Source organism: Variovorax sp. CAN15, assembly GCF_030462475.1.
Classification (GTDB): Bacteria; Pseudomonadota; Gammaproteobacteria; order Burkholderiales; family Burkholderiaceae_C; genus Variovorax.
Genome location: NZ_JASMRZ010000037.1, coordinates 24,323 through 39,760 on the forward strand (window position 1 = coordinate 24,323; position 15,438 = coordinate 39,760).

12 protein-coding genes are annotated in these 15,438 nt (G+C 64.9%); 9 read left to right on the forward strand and 3 right to left on the reverse strand.

The window, feature by feature from the left end:
* Positions 1–2 precede the first annotated feature (2 nt).
* From QMO14_RS20690 to QMO14_RS20715, 6 genes are all read left to right on the forward strand, one after another.
* The gene (locus QMO14_RS20690; protein WP_301509392.1) at positions 3–665 is read left to right on the forward strand and encodes a hypothetical protein; all 663 of its coding nucleotides are present in this window, start codon (positions 3–5) and stop codon (positions 663–665) included.
* A 103-nt stretch (positions 666–768) separates the two neighbouring features.
* The gene (locus QMO14_RS20695; RefSeq protein ID WP_301509394.1) at positions 769–1,365 is read left to right on the forward strand and encodes a hypothetical protein; all 597 of its coding nucleotides are present in this window, start codon (positions 769–771) and stop codon (positions 1,363–1,365) included.
* A gap of 38 nt (positions 1,366–1,403) precedes the next feature.
* The gene (locus tag QMO14_RS20700; protein WP_301509442.1) at positions 1,404–3,125 is read left to right on the forward strand and encodes a ShlB/FhaC/HecB family hemolysin secretion/activation protein; all 1,722 of its coding nucleotides are present in this window, start codon (positions 1,404–1,406) and stop codon (positions 3,123–3,125) included.
* Positions 3,126–3,171: 46 nt separating this feature from the next.
* Positions 3,172–3,828 carry a hypothetical protein gene (locus tag QMO14_RS20705; RefSeq protein ID WP_301509395.1) on the forward strand — a complete coding sequence of 219 codons (657 nt, stop codon included), beginning with the start codon at positions 3,172–3,174 and terminating at the stop codon, positions 3,826–3,828.
* A 142-nt stretch (positions 3,829–3,970) separates the two neighbouring features.
* Positions 3,971–5,671, forward strand: coding sequence for an Hsp70 family protein (locus QMO14_RS20710; protein WP_301509444.1), 1,701 nt, complete (start codon positions 3,971–3,973; stop codon positions 5,669–5,671).
* Entirely contained in the window at positions 5,668–7,833 is a 2,166-nt protein-coding gene (locus tag QMO14_RS20715) for a hypothetical protein (protein WP_301509397.1), read from the forward strand. The genes QMO14_RS20710 and QMO14_RS20715 overlap by 4 nt, the downstream gene beginning before the upstream one ends.
* 88 nt (positions 7,834–7,921) lie before the next feature.
* On the opposite strand, the gene QMO14_RS20720 is transcribed toward QMO14_RS20715, so the two are convergent.
* Positions 7,922–9,559, reverse strand: coding sequence for a phosphoethanolamine transferase (locus QMO14_RS20720; protein WP_301509399.1), 1,638 nt, complete (start codon positions 9,557–9,559; stop codon positions 7,922–7,924).
* 196 nt (positions 9,560–9,755) lie between these two features.
* On the opposite strand from QMO14_RS20720, the gene QMO14_RS20725 reads away from it, so the two are divergent.
* Complete coding sequence (locus tag QMO14_RS20725; RefSeq protein ID WP_301509400.1) at positions 9,756–10,220, forward strand: SH3 domain-containing protein; 465 nt, start codon at positions 9,756–9,758, stop codon at positions 10,218–10,220.
* 18 nt (positions 10,221–10,238) lie between these two features.
* Here QMO14_RS20725 and glpK read toward each other — a convergent pair whose 3' ends face one another.
* Positions 10,239–11,738, reverse strand: a complete 1,500-nt coding sequence (gene glpK, locus QMO14_RS20730; protein ID WP_301509402.1) for a glycerol kinase GlpK — start codon at positions 11,736–11,738, stop codon at positions 10,239–10,241.
* Positions 11,739–11,763: 25 nt separating this feature from the next.
* The gene (locus QMO14_RS20735) at positions 11,764–12,534 is read right to left on the reverse strand and encodes a DeoR/GlpR family DNA-binding transcription regulator (RefSeq protein ID WP_301509404.1); all 771 of its coding nucleotides are present in this window, start codon (positions 12,532–12,534) and stop codon (positions 11,764–11,766) included.
* A 122-nt stretch (positions 12,535–12,656) separates the two neighbouring features.
* Here QMO14_RS20735 and glpD point away from each other — a divergent pair, with 122 nt between their 5' ends.
* Together glpD and QMO14_RS20745 are read left to right on the forward strand one after the other, a co-directional pair.
* On the forward strand, positions 12,657–14,336 hold the full coding sequence (gene glpD, locus QMO14_RS20740; protein WP_301509406.1) for a glycerol-3-phosphate dehydrogenase: 1,680 nt from the start codon (positions 12,657–12,659) through the stop codon (positions 14,334–14,336).
* A gap of 28 nt (positions 14,337–14,364) precedes the next feature.
* Positions 14,365–15,438, forward strand: a complete 1,074-nt coding sequence (locus QMO14_RS20745) for an ABC transporter ATP-binding protein (protein ID WP_301509407.1) — start codon at positions 14,365–14,367, stop codon at positions 15,436–15,438.

The window sequence follows — 15,438 nt, forward strand, 5'->3', positions numbered from 1 at the left end:
CCGTGAGCAATAGCTATCTTTACTGTGGTCACGACACGCTCACTGACATCTGGGTGGGTGAGGGGCGTAGCGCTTGGGCATGCTGGGGGCTGTCGGATCATATAGGCCCCTTCTTTCGCCTTGACTATTTGGGTTACCCCACAAGCCGTCATGCGTACTTGCCTCCGGATTTGCTTGAGTTGTTATACGAGCGTTTCCGGCAAGCCAACCCAAGCGGTGTAACGTTAAGCGCGAACGATCTGTTCGAGGTTTGGTTGAGGGGCCAAGGCCGATATACCGAACGAGAGATGGACGATATGTACGACCGGCGCGAGGCTCTGTTTAGCATCAATGTGGAGAAGGCGGAGGAGGGCTACCCCTACGTCCGTCCGTATCTGCCCGAATTGTTCGAGCCAGCGACGGTCCAGCGCTTGGCCTCGGATCCCTGGCTTGATATGTCTTTGCTGCGCCGAGCCGAACTTCTAGGGCCTGATCGTGATGGCATTCCGCACGACCTGTGGATTAACCGCAGCGCCCGGTGGTCGCCCGAATGGCGAGTGTTTTGCGACGAGCTTACTTCGCTCGATTGGTCCCCGATGAACAGCTGGGAAGAATCGGCGTTGCATCCTGAGTCAAAGTTCTATCAATATAGAAATGAGAGAACACCCTATTGGGCAATGTCTTGAGAAGGCCGTTTCCTTCCTCATCGTGCTGTACGTTGATCAAGAACGCATACGTCACAGAGGTGGGCTCTGAGAATCAAGAAAAAATCATTCCTGAGAAAAGAAAATGAAGCTGTCACACCCCCTTGCGCATGTTGCGACTTTCTTTGCAGCAACCGCCTGCGTGATCTTGACAGGTTGCGCCACCAAGCTTGCTCCGCCCATTACCGGCTACACCTGCTGCAACCTGCGCCCCGACTACGGTTGGGTCTCCAGCGCCAACATGCTGGGCGGCGCCATCGTGCCGGCCGGCGAGTCTGCCGTGATCGACACCGTGAAGCGTGACAAGTACGCATACGGAATGATTGGCGGCGATTACGTCTCTCTGCGCGACGACACGGCCCACAGCAAGGAGGACATGCAGCGCTGGATGCGCCAAATCGTCGTTCCGACAGACCCAAAGCTGACGCTCGCCACTTGGAGCCCCGACGTGCAGAAGGCCGTGTACTCAGCAAAGGTCGTCCTCGGCATGACGCGGCCTCAGGTGCTGATGTCGCTCAGCTATCCATCGCGCAACGACACCAAGGACCTGAGCGGCAACACATGGCGATACTGGACGACTCAGGAGGATGAGCCGGTGGACATCCTCTTTGGCGCCGATGGCACCGTGAGCGGCTTTTCAGGTAAACCATCAGCGGTCCGTGCGGTCGAGTTCAGGCGCTGATCATGGTTTGTTCCGTTGGCGTGCATCGGCGCACGCGCATGGCCGTGGCCACAGTCCTTGCCGCTTCACCACTGGGGGCCTGGGCCCAGCAGTCCTCTACCACGCCACAACCCTTTGTCGAGCAGCAGCGTCAGCAAGAGCGCGAACGTGCCCTGCGTGAGCAGAACGAGCGCACGGTCGAACAGCGCCCGCAGGCCGCTCCACCACCGCCGACTCAGCGCATTCCCGAGTCTGAGTCCCCATGCTTTCGCATCGACCGAGTTCTGCTGGCCGGCGAGCAGTCGGCCTCCTTCCAATGGGCCGTCGCCGATCTGTCGGGGCCTGATGGCACTGATTCACCCACCGGCCGGTGCCTCGGCACGGCTGGCGTCAACGTGGTCCTCGCACGAGCGCAGCAAACCGTCATCGCGCGCGGCTTTGTCACCACCCGAGTCCTCGCCGCGCCACAGGACTTGTCGACTGGCACGCTGACACTCTCGCTGGTGCCTGGCCGCATCGCAGCCATTCGGACAACGCCCGATTCTTCCTCCAAGCTGCTCGGCAGCTCCACCTTGCTGGCCACGGCCATTCCCGCGCGTGCCGGCGACCTTCTGAATCTGCGCGACATCGAGCAAAGCCTGGAAAACCTCAAGCGCACCCCGACAGCCGAAGCCGACATCCAGATCGAGCCCTCCACCGCCCCCGACGCCAAGCCCGGCGACAGCGACCTCGTCGTCAAGTACGTCCAATCCAAGAAATGGCGCGTCACCCTGAGCCTGGACGACAGCGGCACCGAAGCCACTGGCCGATACCAGGCCGGTGCGACCTTGTCCCTCGACAACCCCTTCGGCCTGAACGACCTGTTCTACGTCAGCGCCAACCACAACATCAACAACCACGTCTTCGGCGACCCGGCCAAGGGCACCGAAGGCCAGACCGTCCACTACTCGCTGCCATATGGCTACTGGCTGCTGGGCCTCACGGCCTCCAACAGCCAGTACCACCAGAGCGTGGCCGGCCTGAACCAGGACTACGTCTACGCCGGCAAGTCCAACAACGCCGAGGTCAAGCTCTCGCGCCTCGTCTACCGCGATCAGAGCCGCAAGACGACGGTGGCGATCAAGGGCTGGCGACGCGAGTCGCGCAACTTCGTCGATGACACTGAGGTCGAGGTGCAGCACCGTGTGGTCGGCGGCTGGGAGCTCAGCCTCAATCACAAGGAGTACATCGGCGAGGCGACGCTCGAAGGCACGCTGGCCTACAAGCGTGGCACCGGCGGCCTCGGTTCGCGCACCGCGCCGGAAGATGAGTTCGGCGAAGGCACGTCGCGGCTGAAGCTCTATACAGCCGACATCAGTCTCAACGCACCGTTCAAGCTCGGCGAACAAAAGCTGCGCTACTCCGGCCTGATCCGCGCCCAGTGGAACCGTACGCCGCTGACGCCGCAGGACCGCTTCGCCATCGGCGGTCGTTACACGGTGCGCGGCTTCGATGGAGAGACGAGCCTGATGGGCGAGCGCGGTTGGCTCATCCGCAACGACATCGGATGGGCCGTGGGGCAGAGCGGGGCTGAGCTGTACGTCGGTGCCGACTATGGCCACGTCGGCGGCCGCTCGACGGTCGACCTGCTCGGTCGCAGCCTGGCCGGTGCCGTCATCGGCGTGCGCGGCCAGTGGACCAAGCTGAGCTACGACTTCTTCGTTGGCGCGCCGATCAGCAAGCCGGAGGGCTACCGCACCGCGAAGGTCACGCTGGGATTCAATCTCAATGCAAGCTTCTGAACCACGCCGCAACAGATCGACTGCTCAGTACTCGGGGAGAAAACTCATGTTCACGAAGATGGTTGCAACGCTGGTTGCAGCAGTTGCATTGGCTGCCTGTGTCGCTCCGACGCAATACCGGGAGGCCGGGGCGGGCGGAAACAACTTCGGCTATACAAGCAGCAAGCTGTCCGACCAGTTGTACCGCGTGCGCTTCACGGGCTCGTCGCGCACGCCGTTGCGATGGGCCGATGCGTTCGTGCTCTATCGCACTGCACAGATCGCCAAGGAGGCTGGCGCGCCGGCGTTCAAGATCGTCGAAGGCTTGGTCGACACCACGGTTCTTGCAGGCGACGATGTCTTTGGGCAGATGAGCCCGTTGGCTGATGTGGAAGTCAGTCAGGTAGCGCTGCATCCACAGCACGAAGGCGACCAGATCGTTGCGGCCCATGACCCCCACATGCAGCGAACCGCAGGCGCCGTGCCTGTGTTCCGGGCGCCGCCGACGATGGTGAAGAGCCAGGCACCCTTGTTTATCTACATCCCGTCCAGTGGCCCGGGGCCTGCGCAGCCGGTGCGCTCGATACTCGTCGAGTTGAGATCCGATCTCAAGGATATGGACGAGAAGACGTTCGCTACCGACGATGTCCTTTCCCGGCTAGAGCCGCGCATCAAGCGGGCACCAACAACCGCAGACGCGCTGCGCCCTGCAGCCAAGACCTGATTCGGGCGTCCTCCGCACCAACCCATGAGACCCTTCTCGCTTCCGACAGCAAATGACTGACTGGATCGAGCGAATTCATGCTGTGGCGGAATGCAGGGGGCGGTGACGGGTTCGCAACAACGCAAGAGAAGTGAGGAAGAAAGTGATTGTTGGAATTGACTTGGGCACGACCAACAGCCTCGTCAGCGTGTTTCGCAACGGACAGACCGAACTCATCCCGAATTCGCTGGGCCATTTCCTGACGCCGTCCGCGGTGAGCCTGCTGGACGACGGCAGCATGTTGGTGGGTCTTCCCGCGCGCGAGCGGATGGCCACGGCGCCACAACACACGGCCACGATGTTCAAACGCTGGATGGGCACGGATCACCGGGTTCAACTTGGGCATCGCAGTCTGCGTGCCGAAGAACTGAGTGCCCTGGTCCTCGGCGCGCTCAAGTCAGATGCCGAGGCCTGGCTCGGCCAGCCAGTCACTGAAGCCGTCATCACGGTCCCGGCCTACTTCAACGATGTGCAGCGCAAGGCCACGCAGGCCGCCGGCCAGATTGCCGGCCTCAAGGTGGAACGGCTGCTGAATGAACCCACCGCCGCAGGACTTGCCTACGGCCTGCAGGAGCGTGCCGACCATTCGACATTTCTCGTCTTTGACTTGGGCGGCGGCACCTTCGACGTCTCGGTGCTGGAGTATTTCGAGGGCGTTGTGGAAGTGCGCGCCAGCGCAGGCGATACCCGGTTGGGAGGCGAAGACTTCGTGCAGGTGCTCGTCGACTGGTTCCTGGAGAAGACGCCGGGCCTGACTCGCGCGGACAGGGATGCCATCGAGGTCGATCGCGCGCTCTGGCACGCTGCCGAGCAAGCCAAGCGAGATATGAGCGACAACGAGACCGCCAACCTGGTCCTGCAACGCGATGACCGTCGACATGTGTTGGAGGTCACTCGTACGGAGTACGAGAGCCGTTGCGCTGGTCTTCTTCAGCGATTGCGCCGCCCGCTGGAGCGTGCCCTGATGGATGCCAAACTCGACCCTGGCGCGCTCAGCGAGGTGGTGCTCGTCGGCGGTGCCAGCCGCATGCCGATGATTCGGCAACTCGTCACCCGGTTGTTCTCGCGACTGCCGTTGCGCACCATCAACCCGGACGAAACCATTGCCCGCGGCGCGGCAATCCAGGCGGCGCTCAAGACCCGCGACGCGGCACTCGATGAGGTGGTCCTGACCGATGTGATGCCCTATTCGCTAGGTATCGTCACGACCGAGGAAGTCGATGGCCGTCGCTACAACGACCGCTTTCATCCCATCATCGAACGAAACAGTCCTGTGCCCCTGTCCCGAGTCCACCCGTTCTCGACAGTGCAGGACCGGCAGACCACCATCAGGCTCGATGTTCGTCAGGGCGAGTCGCCCCGCGGCTTGGACAACTTGCAGTTGGGGACGCTCGATGTCGCCGTTCCGCCCCGGCCGCGCGGTGAAGTCACCGTGAACGTGCGTTTCACCTACGACGTCAACGGACTGCTGGAAGTCGAAGCGCATGTGCCTGCCACTGGCGTTACGGTCCAGAGTGTGATCCAGCGCAATACCGATGTGATGACAAGCGACCAGATCAAGGTCGCACTCGAAAAGCTCCGGGTGCTCAAGGTCCATCCGCGCGACAAGCAGGAGAACGCATACCTGGTCGAGCGCGCCAAGCGCTTGTACGAGGACCGCCTTGGGAATGCTCGTCAGGACATCGCACGAGTACTCGGCCAATTTGAAGCCGTGCTCGACTCCCAGGACGAACATGTCATCAAGCAGGTACGCGGCGAATTCAGGACCTACCTTGACAGCATCGACAAGGGTTTCGTGCTGTGAGCATCTGGCGAACGCTGGGTATTGAGGCGACCGACGATCTCATCTCGATCAAGAAAGCCTATGCCACGCGGCTCAAGGTCACGCGACCCGATGATGATGCTGCAGCCTATCAGGCCCTGCGCAGCGCCTACGAGGGGGCGCAGAGCTATGCCAAGTCGGGCCTGCATACGAAGACAGCAGCGACGACGCCCGTCACGTACCCGGCGCACAGTGAGCAGGGCTATGCAGGCGGCATTCAGATCCAGGTCGTGAAATGGGCCGAGTTCAAGAAGCACGGAGCTGAGCCCGACGCTCTTGAGAACGACCCGGGCGCTATCCGGGGCGGATCGATGCCGGATGCCATCGAGAGGCAAGACGAGACCGCATCCAGCCAACGCGTCCCTGTCGCCGATGAGGTACGACAGCAGGAGGAGGTGCCCACGGAGAGCCTCGATAAGGGATGGAGCGCGCACAAGACTCGGAGTGAATCCACCAGCGAGGAGGCCAGTTCCAAAGAAAGCGATCCACCACATGCTGAACCCCGACATGCTCAAGATCCAGCCGATTTGCCGGTGCATCCGCAAGATCTGGTGCAGCGAGTCGCGCAGATGATCCGCGACAACGGCGAACAAGCATGCATGGAGGCTTGGCCGTCACTGCAACGAGAACTCGATGCATTGCCGTTGTCGCAACGCCCTGAGGCAAGTCGATTGTTCGCGCAACTGGTCATCAGCACGGAGGAAATGCCAATTCTCCTGATGGAGGCGATGGACCGCTACTTCGAATGGGGCAACGATTTCCGCGCTTCGCAGTTGCTGGGGCGACAAGGGGCCATCGCCCTGGAAGAGCGGCTGAGCCGCTCGGAACTCTATTTCGCGCGACGGAATGTGATCCAACAGCGCTACGCACAGGTGGTGGAACTTGGACAGCTGGCTCAGCAACTGAGCACTGTCCAGCTTTGGGCTTTCGCACTCTTTGCGCAGAGCGGGCTGAGTCGTCTGTGGTCCGAATTGACATCGAGCCAGCGCCGTGCGCTTGGAGTTCCCGGTATTCAGGACAGTCGATGCAGCGTCGCGCTTCACGCCGCAGGTTGGGCGCGCGGTGGACTTGTGTTCTTGTTGTGCTTCATTGGCGAGCAACTGGGCGGGTACGTCGTGTCCTCCTGGATGCGTGAGCTTCTGGCCGTTGGGTTTATTGGCATGGGCGCTTCCGCGCTGGTTTGCGCGGTGGTTAAGTTGAAAGCCAGCTCGATCGTCGACTACCCATCTTCTCCGGCGAACATATGGGACTGGCTTCTGCCGATTGGCATGCTATGCACAACGTGCATCTGCTTGCTGCTGGAGACGATGAGGCTCCCGACGATACCAAGCGACGGAACGATGCAGATGCTGGTTCTGGCGGCCAGCCTCCTCCTCTTGATCTGCCTTCGGCCACTCGTCTCCTCTCTTTACCGCAAGCGGAGGACCAAGCGTCCCAGCACAGGTGCTACTGGAGCAATGCCTGCGATATTGATCCTGTGTATCGCAGGCACCTTTTCGCTGCCTGTTTTTGCTGATCTGCCGTGGACGGCCGCAAGTGCAGGCGCAACTTGGTTTTTCGCGGCCCGCGCGGCATATGTTGCCTATGGGCAGAACATCGAAAGATATTGGCAAGTCATGCAGGAGACCGCGCAACGGCGCCGTCTTCTCGGCAACGGCATTGGCTGGTTGGCTATAGCCACGGAACTGACGCGCGTACTGCGCTTCACCGTTGGCTTCCCCTACCTCTTCATGCAGCTCGCATCGAAGCATTCAGCCTCGCTGATCATTGGGGCCGCTGCGGTCGCGCTCGTTGCATTGCCCGTGCAATACCAGGAGTGGCGAATTCTGTTCTCGGTATGGGTGGTGGGGCTCTTCCTTCTGGTCGACACTTTTTATGGAAGAGCAGTATTCGCGATCTTCGGGTCTTGGCGAGCGCCAGCCTGGAGGGGGTGGGGCAAGATTTCCTTCATGACGTTGTGGATAGCGTGGGTAGCGGCCTATTGGAGGGCCGCGCCACAGATCCTCCAGATGTTCCAGTTGAGGCCCCCTTCGAGTGCGACGGAGCAGCTGATGGTCGGGTCGGCGCTGCTCGTCGTCGCGCCGTTGTTGCTCGTTGGTCTGGGAAGCCGCTTGGAGCGGCTCTTTAAAAGCGCCAGAAACTAACAGTGCTTTTTTGGCCTTTCGAAGCAGGCTTTTTTGGGGGGCGGACTCTATCGATCCGGCCGCAGCCCGCACGTATTGCTTTCAAAGACTACCGTTCGAACGACTCCACCTTCACCGGAATCCCCGGCGGCTCCCACCGATAGGAGTCCGCCAGCACATCCCGTTCGGACTGTTGCCCGTTCCATCGGATGCCCAGCAGCTCCATCAAGGTCCACCCTGCCCAGTCCGCGCGAAACGGCTGCAGCGCTGCATCCTGCGGTAGCGGCTCCCGATTGCGCCACACGACGGCCGGAATTCGGTAGCCCGAAGCAGTCGATGGACTGTGTCCCGCACGGTCGCTCACATGTCCGACCTCCTGCCCATGGTCCGACAGGTACATCCAGGCTCGGTACTCACCCGGCTTGCCGGGGGCGCGCGTCTGCTGCAGCAGCTCCGACACCACGAAGTCGTGATACAGCAGCGCGGCGTCGTACTCCTGCCGAAAGCGCCGCACCCAGGCCGAACGGCCATCCTTGACCAGCCCGTTCTCCACCGCATCGACGTTGTCGTCAAAAGGATTGGCGTTCTCGGGAAAGCGCAGGCTGTAGTGCGGGTGCGCGCCCATCAGGTGGACCACGATCAGCTTGCGGTCGGTGCTGGTGTCGGCCAGTGCTTCCTGCACGCAGTCTAGGATCTCGCCGTCGAGCGAGGCGCTCGCGCGGCCGGGGGTGCGGTTCACCATGTCGACGACGTCTGCGAGGCGTGCGTGCTGCTGCTCGATGGCGAGGTCGTCGTGGTTGCTGATCCACCAGACCTTGTAGCCGGCGGCGCGCGCCAGTGCCAGCACGTGGGGCGGGTTCTCCGCGTCGGGCAGGCCGAAGTGGAACATGTTGCGCAGGGCGGGCAGGGTGCTGGCGTCCACCGACCACGCGTTCTTCAGCACCGCCATCTGGTCGCCGGTCTGCGCCTTGTGCGCGAGCAGGCGCGGCGAGGTCGGGCGGCCATAGCCATAGAGAGCCATGTTGTCGCGGTTGATGCTGTCGGTGATGACAAGCACCACGGTGGAGGGGCCGGACTGCGTCGTGACGGGCGCGATGGTCCTGGCCTGCGCCATCAGGCGGTCGCGCTGGTTGTGCTGGTCGGCCCAGGCGGAGCGCAGCGCGTGGAGGGAGTCGACCCAATGGGTCCAGAAGATCGCCGGATGCAGCCTGCGCCAGGGCTTGCTGGCATAGGCCAGGCACGAGAGCAAAAGCAGCAGCGCGACGAGCGCCACCATCCATCGCGAAGGCCGGGCTGACGGTGCCGCGCCCGCCGCGGCACCGCGCCGCGCGAACATGCCCACGAGCACGCCCGCCATCACCAGCACGGTGGCCCATACCACGGCCGAGCGCCAGTGCATCCACAGGTATTCGGCGCCTTCGCGTGCGTTGGTGTTGGCCGCGGCGCCGAGCACCATCGCGCCGTCGGGCGCGGCCTGGTAGGTGTCGAGCAGATACGCGCGCACCGCGCCGTCGAGCGCAAAGCCCATCGCCCAGAGCCACACGAGCAGGGTGCGAACGCGCCGCATGCGCGCGCTGCGCAGCGGCCACGCGAGCCATAGCACCATCGGCATTGCGAGCACCGCGAGCTGCGCGACGCGGCGGCCGTCGTGGCCCAATGCGATCAGCGCCAGCAGCGTCGCGCCGACCGCGCCGCAGGCAAGCAGCGCGTTGCGCGATGGAGAGGCTTGTGGGGGCAGGGCGGTCAAGCAGGCGGCGCGGCGGGGCGAGTCGGGGAGGGCGCGCGCATTCTGCCCCGGGCCCTGCGCTGCGGCCTCCAGAGCCCCGATGCCGGGGAGGTTCTTTGGCCAGCCGGTGCACTCAGGGATATCCCCACGGAACTTATCGGGAATCAGGTGCCCAGACGGGCTTTTCCATCAGTCCTCAGAAAGGAATTTCCGCTCCATGATCAGATTCAGCCGGCTCCCCGCGCTCGTGCTCGCTTTCGTTCTTCCGCTGGTGGCGGCGCTGCCGTCCGCGAATGCCGCCCAGACACAGATGGTGAGCGCCGCCGTCAAGACGCTGAACATGCGCACGGGCCCCGGCAAGCGCTACGAGACGCACTGGACGGTCACCAGGGGCTATCCGTTCCGCGTGATCGGCAGGAAGGGCGGCTGGTTGCACGTCAGCGACTTCGAGGGCGACAAGGCCTGGGTCTTCCGCTCGATGACCAGCAAGACGCCGCACTACGTGGTGAAGTCCAGGTCGGCCAACCTGCGACGCGCGCCGGGCGTGCGCAGCCCGGTGGTGAAGCGGGCGGGCTATGGCGACGTGCTGCGCACCATCGAGCGGCGCGGCAACTGGGTCAAGGTGCGGCACGAAGGTGGCGCCACCGGGTGGGTGCAGCGCAGCCTCGTCTGGGGCTGGTAGGCGTCTGCCGCCAGTGCGTCAGGTCGCGGTGGCCTGCCGCACGGCGCGCTCCCAGCGCGCCATCGATTCCTCGGCCTGTGCGCGGCCCATCGTCGGCATGAAGCGCCGTTCGATCTTCCACAGCTTCGACAGCTGCCGCGCGTCGGTGTAGACACCGGTCGAAAGGCCCGCGAGGTAGGCGGCGCCCAGCGCGGTGGTCTCGATGACTTCGGGCCGCACCACCGGAATGCCCAGCAGGTCGGCCTGGAACTGCATCAGCAGGTCGTTCACGCTGGCGCCGCCGTCCACGCGCAGCTCGGCCACGGGCTTGCCGCCGGCGGCCACCGCGTCGCGGCTCATGGCCTGCAGCAGCGCGGCGCTCTGGTAGGCGATGCTCTCCAGCGCGGCGCGCGCGATGTGCGCCACCGTGGTCCCACGCGTGAGGCCGGTGATCGTGCCGCGCGCGTCGGCGTCCCAATAGGGCGCGCCGAGGCCGGTGAAGGCCGGCACCATCATCACGCCGCCCGCGTCGGGCACGCTCTCGGCGAGCGACTGCACCTCTGCGCTGCCCTTGATGGCCTTGAGCCCGTCGCGCAGCCACTGCACCACGGCGCCGCCGACGAACACGCTGCCTTCCATCGCATACTGCGGCTTCGCATCGGTCTGCGCGGCGCTGGTCACGAGCAGGCCGTTGTGCGAGGGCTGGAACTCGCCGCCGGTGTGCATCAGCAGGAAGCAGCCGGTGCCGTAGGTGTTCTTGGCCATGCCGGCCTCGAAGCAGGCCTGGCCGAAGAGGGCGCTCTGCTGGTCGCCGGCCACGCCGCCGATGGGCAGCGCGTGGCCCAGCAGCGCCGCGTCGGTGTCCGCGAAGTGCGAGCTCGAGGGCTGCACCTTCGGCATCAGCGAGGCGGGAATGTCGAGCGCCTTCAGCAGCTCGGCGTCCCACTCGTTGCGGTGCACGTTGAAGAGCATGGTGCGCGAGGCGTTGCTCACGTCGGTCACGTGCACCTTGCCGCCGGTGAGCTGCCACATGAGCCAGCTGTCGACGGTGCCGAAGGCGAGCTCGCCGCGCTCGGCCTGCTCGCGGGCGCCGGGCACGTTGTCGAGCAGCCAGCGCAGCTTGGTGCCGGAGAAGTAGGCGTCGATGACGAGGCCGGTCTTCTCGCGGATGGTGTCGGTCATGCCCTCGTCGCGCAACTGCGCGCACAGCGGTTCGGCGCGGCGGTCCTGCCAGACGATGGCGTGGTGCACCGGTTGGCCTGTGGTGCGGTTCCACAGCACGGTGGTCTCGCGCTGGTTGGTGATGCCGATGGCGTGGATGTCGGTGGGCTTGAGCTTCGCCTTGGCGAGCACCTCGCGGGCGGTGGCGAGCTGGCTGCGCCAGATTTCCATCGGGTCGTGCTCGACCCAGCCGGGCTGCGGGTAGATCTGCGTCAGTTCCTTCTGCGCGATGGCGACGATGTGGCCTTCGCGGTCGAACACGATGCTGCGCGAACTGGAGGTGCCCTGGTCCAGGGCGAGCAGGTAGGTGGTCGTCATTCGTTCTTGTTCCTTCTGTTCGTCTTCAGTTCTCGCGCGCGATCTCCAGGCGCACCTGGGCGGCGTTCAGCAGGTCGCTGAAGGGCGCGGGCGGCTCGGCGTCGGTGAAGAGCCGGTCGATCTGCGAGAGCGTGCCCAGCTGGATCATCGCAGGCCGGTTGAACTTGCTCGCGTCGGCCGCCAGCCACACCTCGCGTGCCTGCGCGATGATGGTCTGAGCCACCTTCACCTCGCGCAGGTCGAAGTCGCGCAGCGAGCCGTCGGCCTCGATGCTGGACACGCCGATGAGCGCGATGTCGACCTTGAACTGGCGGATGAAGTCGATGGTGGCCTCGCCCACGATGGCGCGGTCGCGCGGGCGCACCGAGCCGCCCGCCACGATCACCTCGCACGAGCTGTTGCCGCTGAGGATGGTGGCCACGTTCAGGTTGTTGGTGATCACGCGCAGGCCGGTGTGGCGCAGCAGCGCCTTGGCGATGGCCTCGGTAGTGGTGCCGATGTTCAGGATCAGCGAGCAGTCGTTGGGCACCAGCTGCGCCACGCGGCGGGCGATGCGCGCCTTGCCTTCGGCGTGCAGCGTCTCGCGCTGCTGGTAGCCGATGTTTTCCGTGGTCGAGCTGGGCACGCGCACGCCGCCGTGGAACCGGGTGAGCAGCCCCTCGTCGGCCAGCCGCTGCACGTCGCGCCGCACGGTCTGCAGGGTCACGCCGAGCATGTCGGCCAGTTGCTCGACGGTGACGGAACCGCGCGCGCGCACGGTGTCCAGGAGGTTGATCTGTCGGGGGTTGGAGTTCACGGAGGCGTCGTGGAATGCGGGAAGACTGAGGCCAAGAGTACTCGGCGCGTCACTTTAAAGCGAACAAAAACGAATCGACCTAAGGGAAAACTCGGAGGAAAATCGCGCCAAAAGGAATCCAAATGAAAAAACTCGAAAATACAATGGCCCCCGTCAGTGACGAAAGTCACGCATCAACGGACCCCATTCCTGTGAGCGCTTCTCCTTCCGCTTCGCCCGCGCCTGCCACCGACTGCGACGTGCTGATCGTCGGCGGCGGCATCAATGGCTGCGGCATCGCGCGCGATCTCGCGGGCCGCGGCTGGCGCGTGGTGCTGTGCGAGAAGGACGATCTCGCCTCGCACACATCGTCTTCCTCCACCAAGCTGATCCACGGCGGGCTGCGCTACCTCGAGTACTACGAGTTCTCGCTGGTGCGCAAGGCGCTGCAGGAGCGCGAGGTGCTGCTCAAGAGCGCGCCGCACATCATGTGGCCGCTGCGCTTCGTGATGCCGCACGACCCGTCGATGCGACCGGCCTGGATGATCCGCATCGGCCTGTTCATGTACGACCACCTCGCCCGCCGCGAGGTGCTGCCGGGCTCGCGCAGCGTCGACCTGCGCGCGCACGCGGCCGGCAAGCCGCTGAAGTCGCAGTACAAGCGTGGCTTCATCTATTCCGACGGCTGGGTCGACGACGCTCGACTGGTGGTGCTCAACGCCCTCGACGCCAAGGCGCGCGGCGCCGAAGTGCTCACGCGCACCCGCTGCGTGAACGCCCAGCGCGACGCCGACGGCTGGACCGCGTCCCTGCTAGGTGCCGACGGCACCAAGCGCACGCTGCGTGCCCGCGCAGTGGTCAACGCCGCGGGGCCGTGGGCCGAATCCTTCCTGCGCGGCGTGGCCCGGTCGGCCAAGGGCGAGGCCCTGGCCACCAAGAGCCTGCGACTGGTGAAAGGCAGCCACATCGTCGTGCCGCGCCTGTTCGAGCACGACCACGCCTACATCTTCCAGAACCCCGACAAGCGGATCATCTTCGCCATTCCCTACCAGGACGAGTTCACGCTGATCGGCACCACCGACATCGAACTCACCGGCGACGACCCCGGCGCCGCGCGCATCGCGCAGGAAGAAGTCGACTACCTCTGCACCCAGGCCAGCCGCTATTTCGAGAAGCCCATCGCGCCTTCGGACGTGGTGTGGACCTACTCCGGCGTGCGCCCGCTGCTGGACGACGACTCGGGCGACCCCTCGGCCGTCACGCGCGACTACATGCTGGAATCGAACACCACGGCCGCGCCTCTGCTGTCGGTGTGGGGCGGCAAGATCACCACTTTCCGCAAGCTGGCCGAGGACGCGGCCGACGAGGTCGGCAGGATGCTGGGCCAGTCCGCCGGGCAGCGCCCGGCCTGGACTGACGGCGCCTTCCTCGCGGGCGGCGACCTGTCGGGCTGGATCGGCGCCGCCAAGCGGCCCGACGACGACTTCGAGCGCTTCGTCGAGGCCGTGCAGGCCCGGTATCCGTGGCTCGGCAGCCAACTGGCTCGCCGCCTTGCGCGTGCCTATGGCGCGCGCATCGCCGACCTGGTGGGCGATGCCAAGGCCATGGCCGACCTGGGCCTGGAAGTCGCTCCCGGCCTGCACGAGCGCGAGCTGCGCTTCCTGCAGGACCACGAATGGGCCGTGAGCGCGGAAGACGTGCTCTGGCGGCGCTCCAAGCTGGGGCTGCACTACACGCCCGGGCAGCGCGAACAGGTCGCACGCTGGCTGCAACAGCAGCAGCAGCAGCGGCAACAGCAACAACCCGCCACCAGCGACAACTAGACAGACCGGACACAAGGGAAGAGCGCCAATGCAATTGACACTCGAGCGCGTCACCAAGAAGGTGGGAGCGCAGACATGGCTCTACGAGCAGAGCATCGCGCCGAAGAGCGGCGCGGTGACCGTGCTGCTGGGCGCCACGCAGGCCGGCAAGACCAGCCTGATGCGGCTGATGGCGGGGCTGGACACGCCCACCACCGGCAAGGTGCTGGTCGACGGCAAGGACGTGACCGGCATGCCGGTGCGCGAGCGCAATGTCGCGATGGTCTACCAGCAGTTCATCAACTACCCGTCGATGAAGGTGGCGGACAACATCGCCTCGCCGCTCGAGCTGCGCGGCGAGACGAATATCGATGCGCGGGTGAAGGCGCTGGCCGACAAGCTGCACATCGGCATGTTCCTCGACCGCTATCCGCAGGAGCTCTCGGGCGGCCAGCAGCAGCGCGTGGCGCTGGCGCGCGCGCTCGCCAAGAATGCGCCGCTGATGCTGCTCGACGAGCCGCTGGTCAACCTCGACTACAAGCTGCGCGAAGGCCTGCGCGAGGAACTCACCCAGCTCTTCGCCACCGGCGATTCGACCGTGATCTACGCGACCACCGAGCCGGGCGAAGCCCTGCTGCTGGGCGGCTACACCGCCGTGATGGATGCCGGCGAGCTGCTGCAGTACGGCCCCACGGCCGAGGTGTTCCATGCGCCGCAGTCGCTGCGCGTGGCGCGCGCCTTCAGCGATCCGCCGATGAACCTGCTCGCCGGCACGGCAACCGCCGGCCGCGTACAGCTGCCCGGCGGCCCGGTGCTGGCGCTGCCCTTGCCCGAGAGCGCCTCGGGCGCCGTCACCGTCGGCCTGCGCGCGAGCGCGTTGAACGTCGACGCGGGGGAGGGCGACATCGCGCTGCCCGGCAAGGTGGAACTGGCCGAGATCTCGGGCTCCGACACCTTCGTGCACGTGGAAACCGCGGTCGGCGAACTGGTGGCGCAGCTCACCGGCGTGCACCGCTTCGAGCTGGGCGCCTCGCTCACGCTGTACTTCAGCGCGTCGCAAGCCTATGTGTTCGATGCCAGTGAAAAGCTGGCACTCGCGCCTGCGTGGCGCAAAGGGAACTAG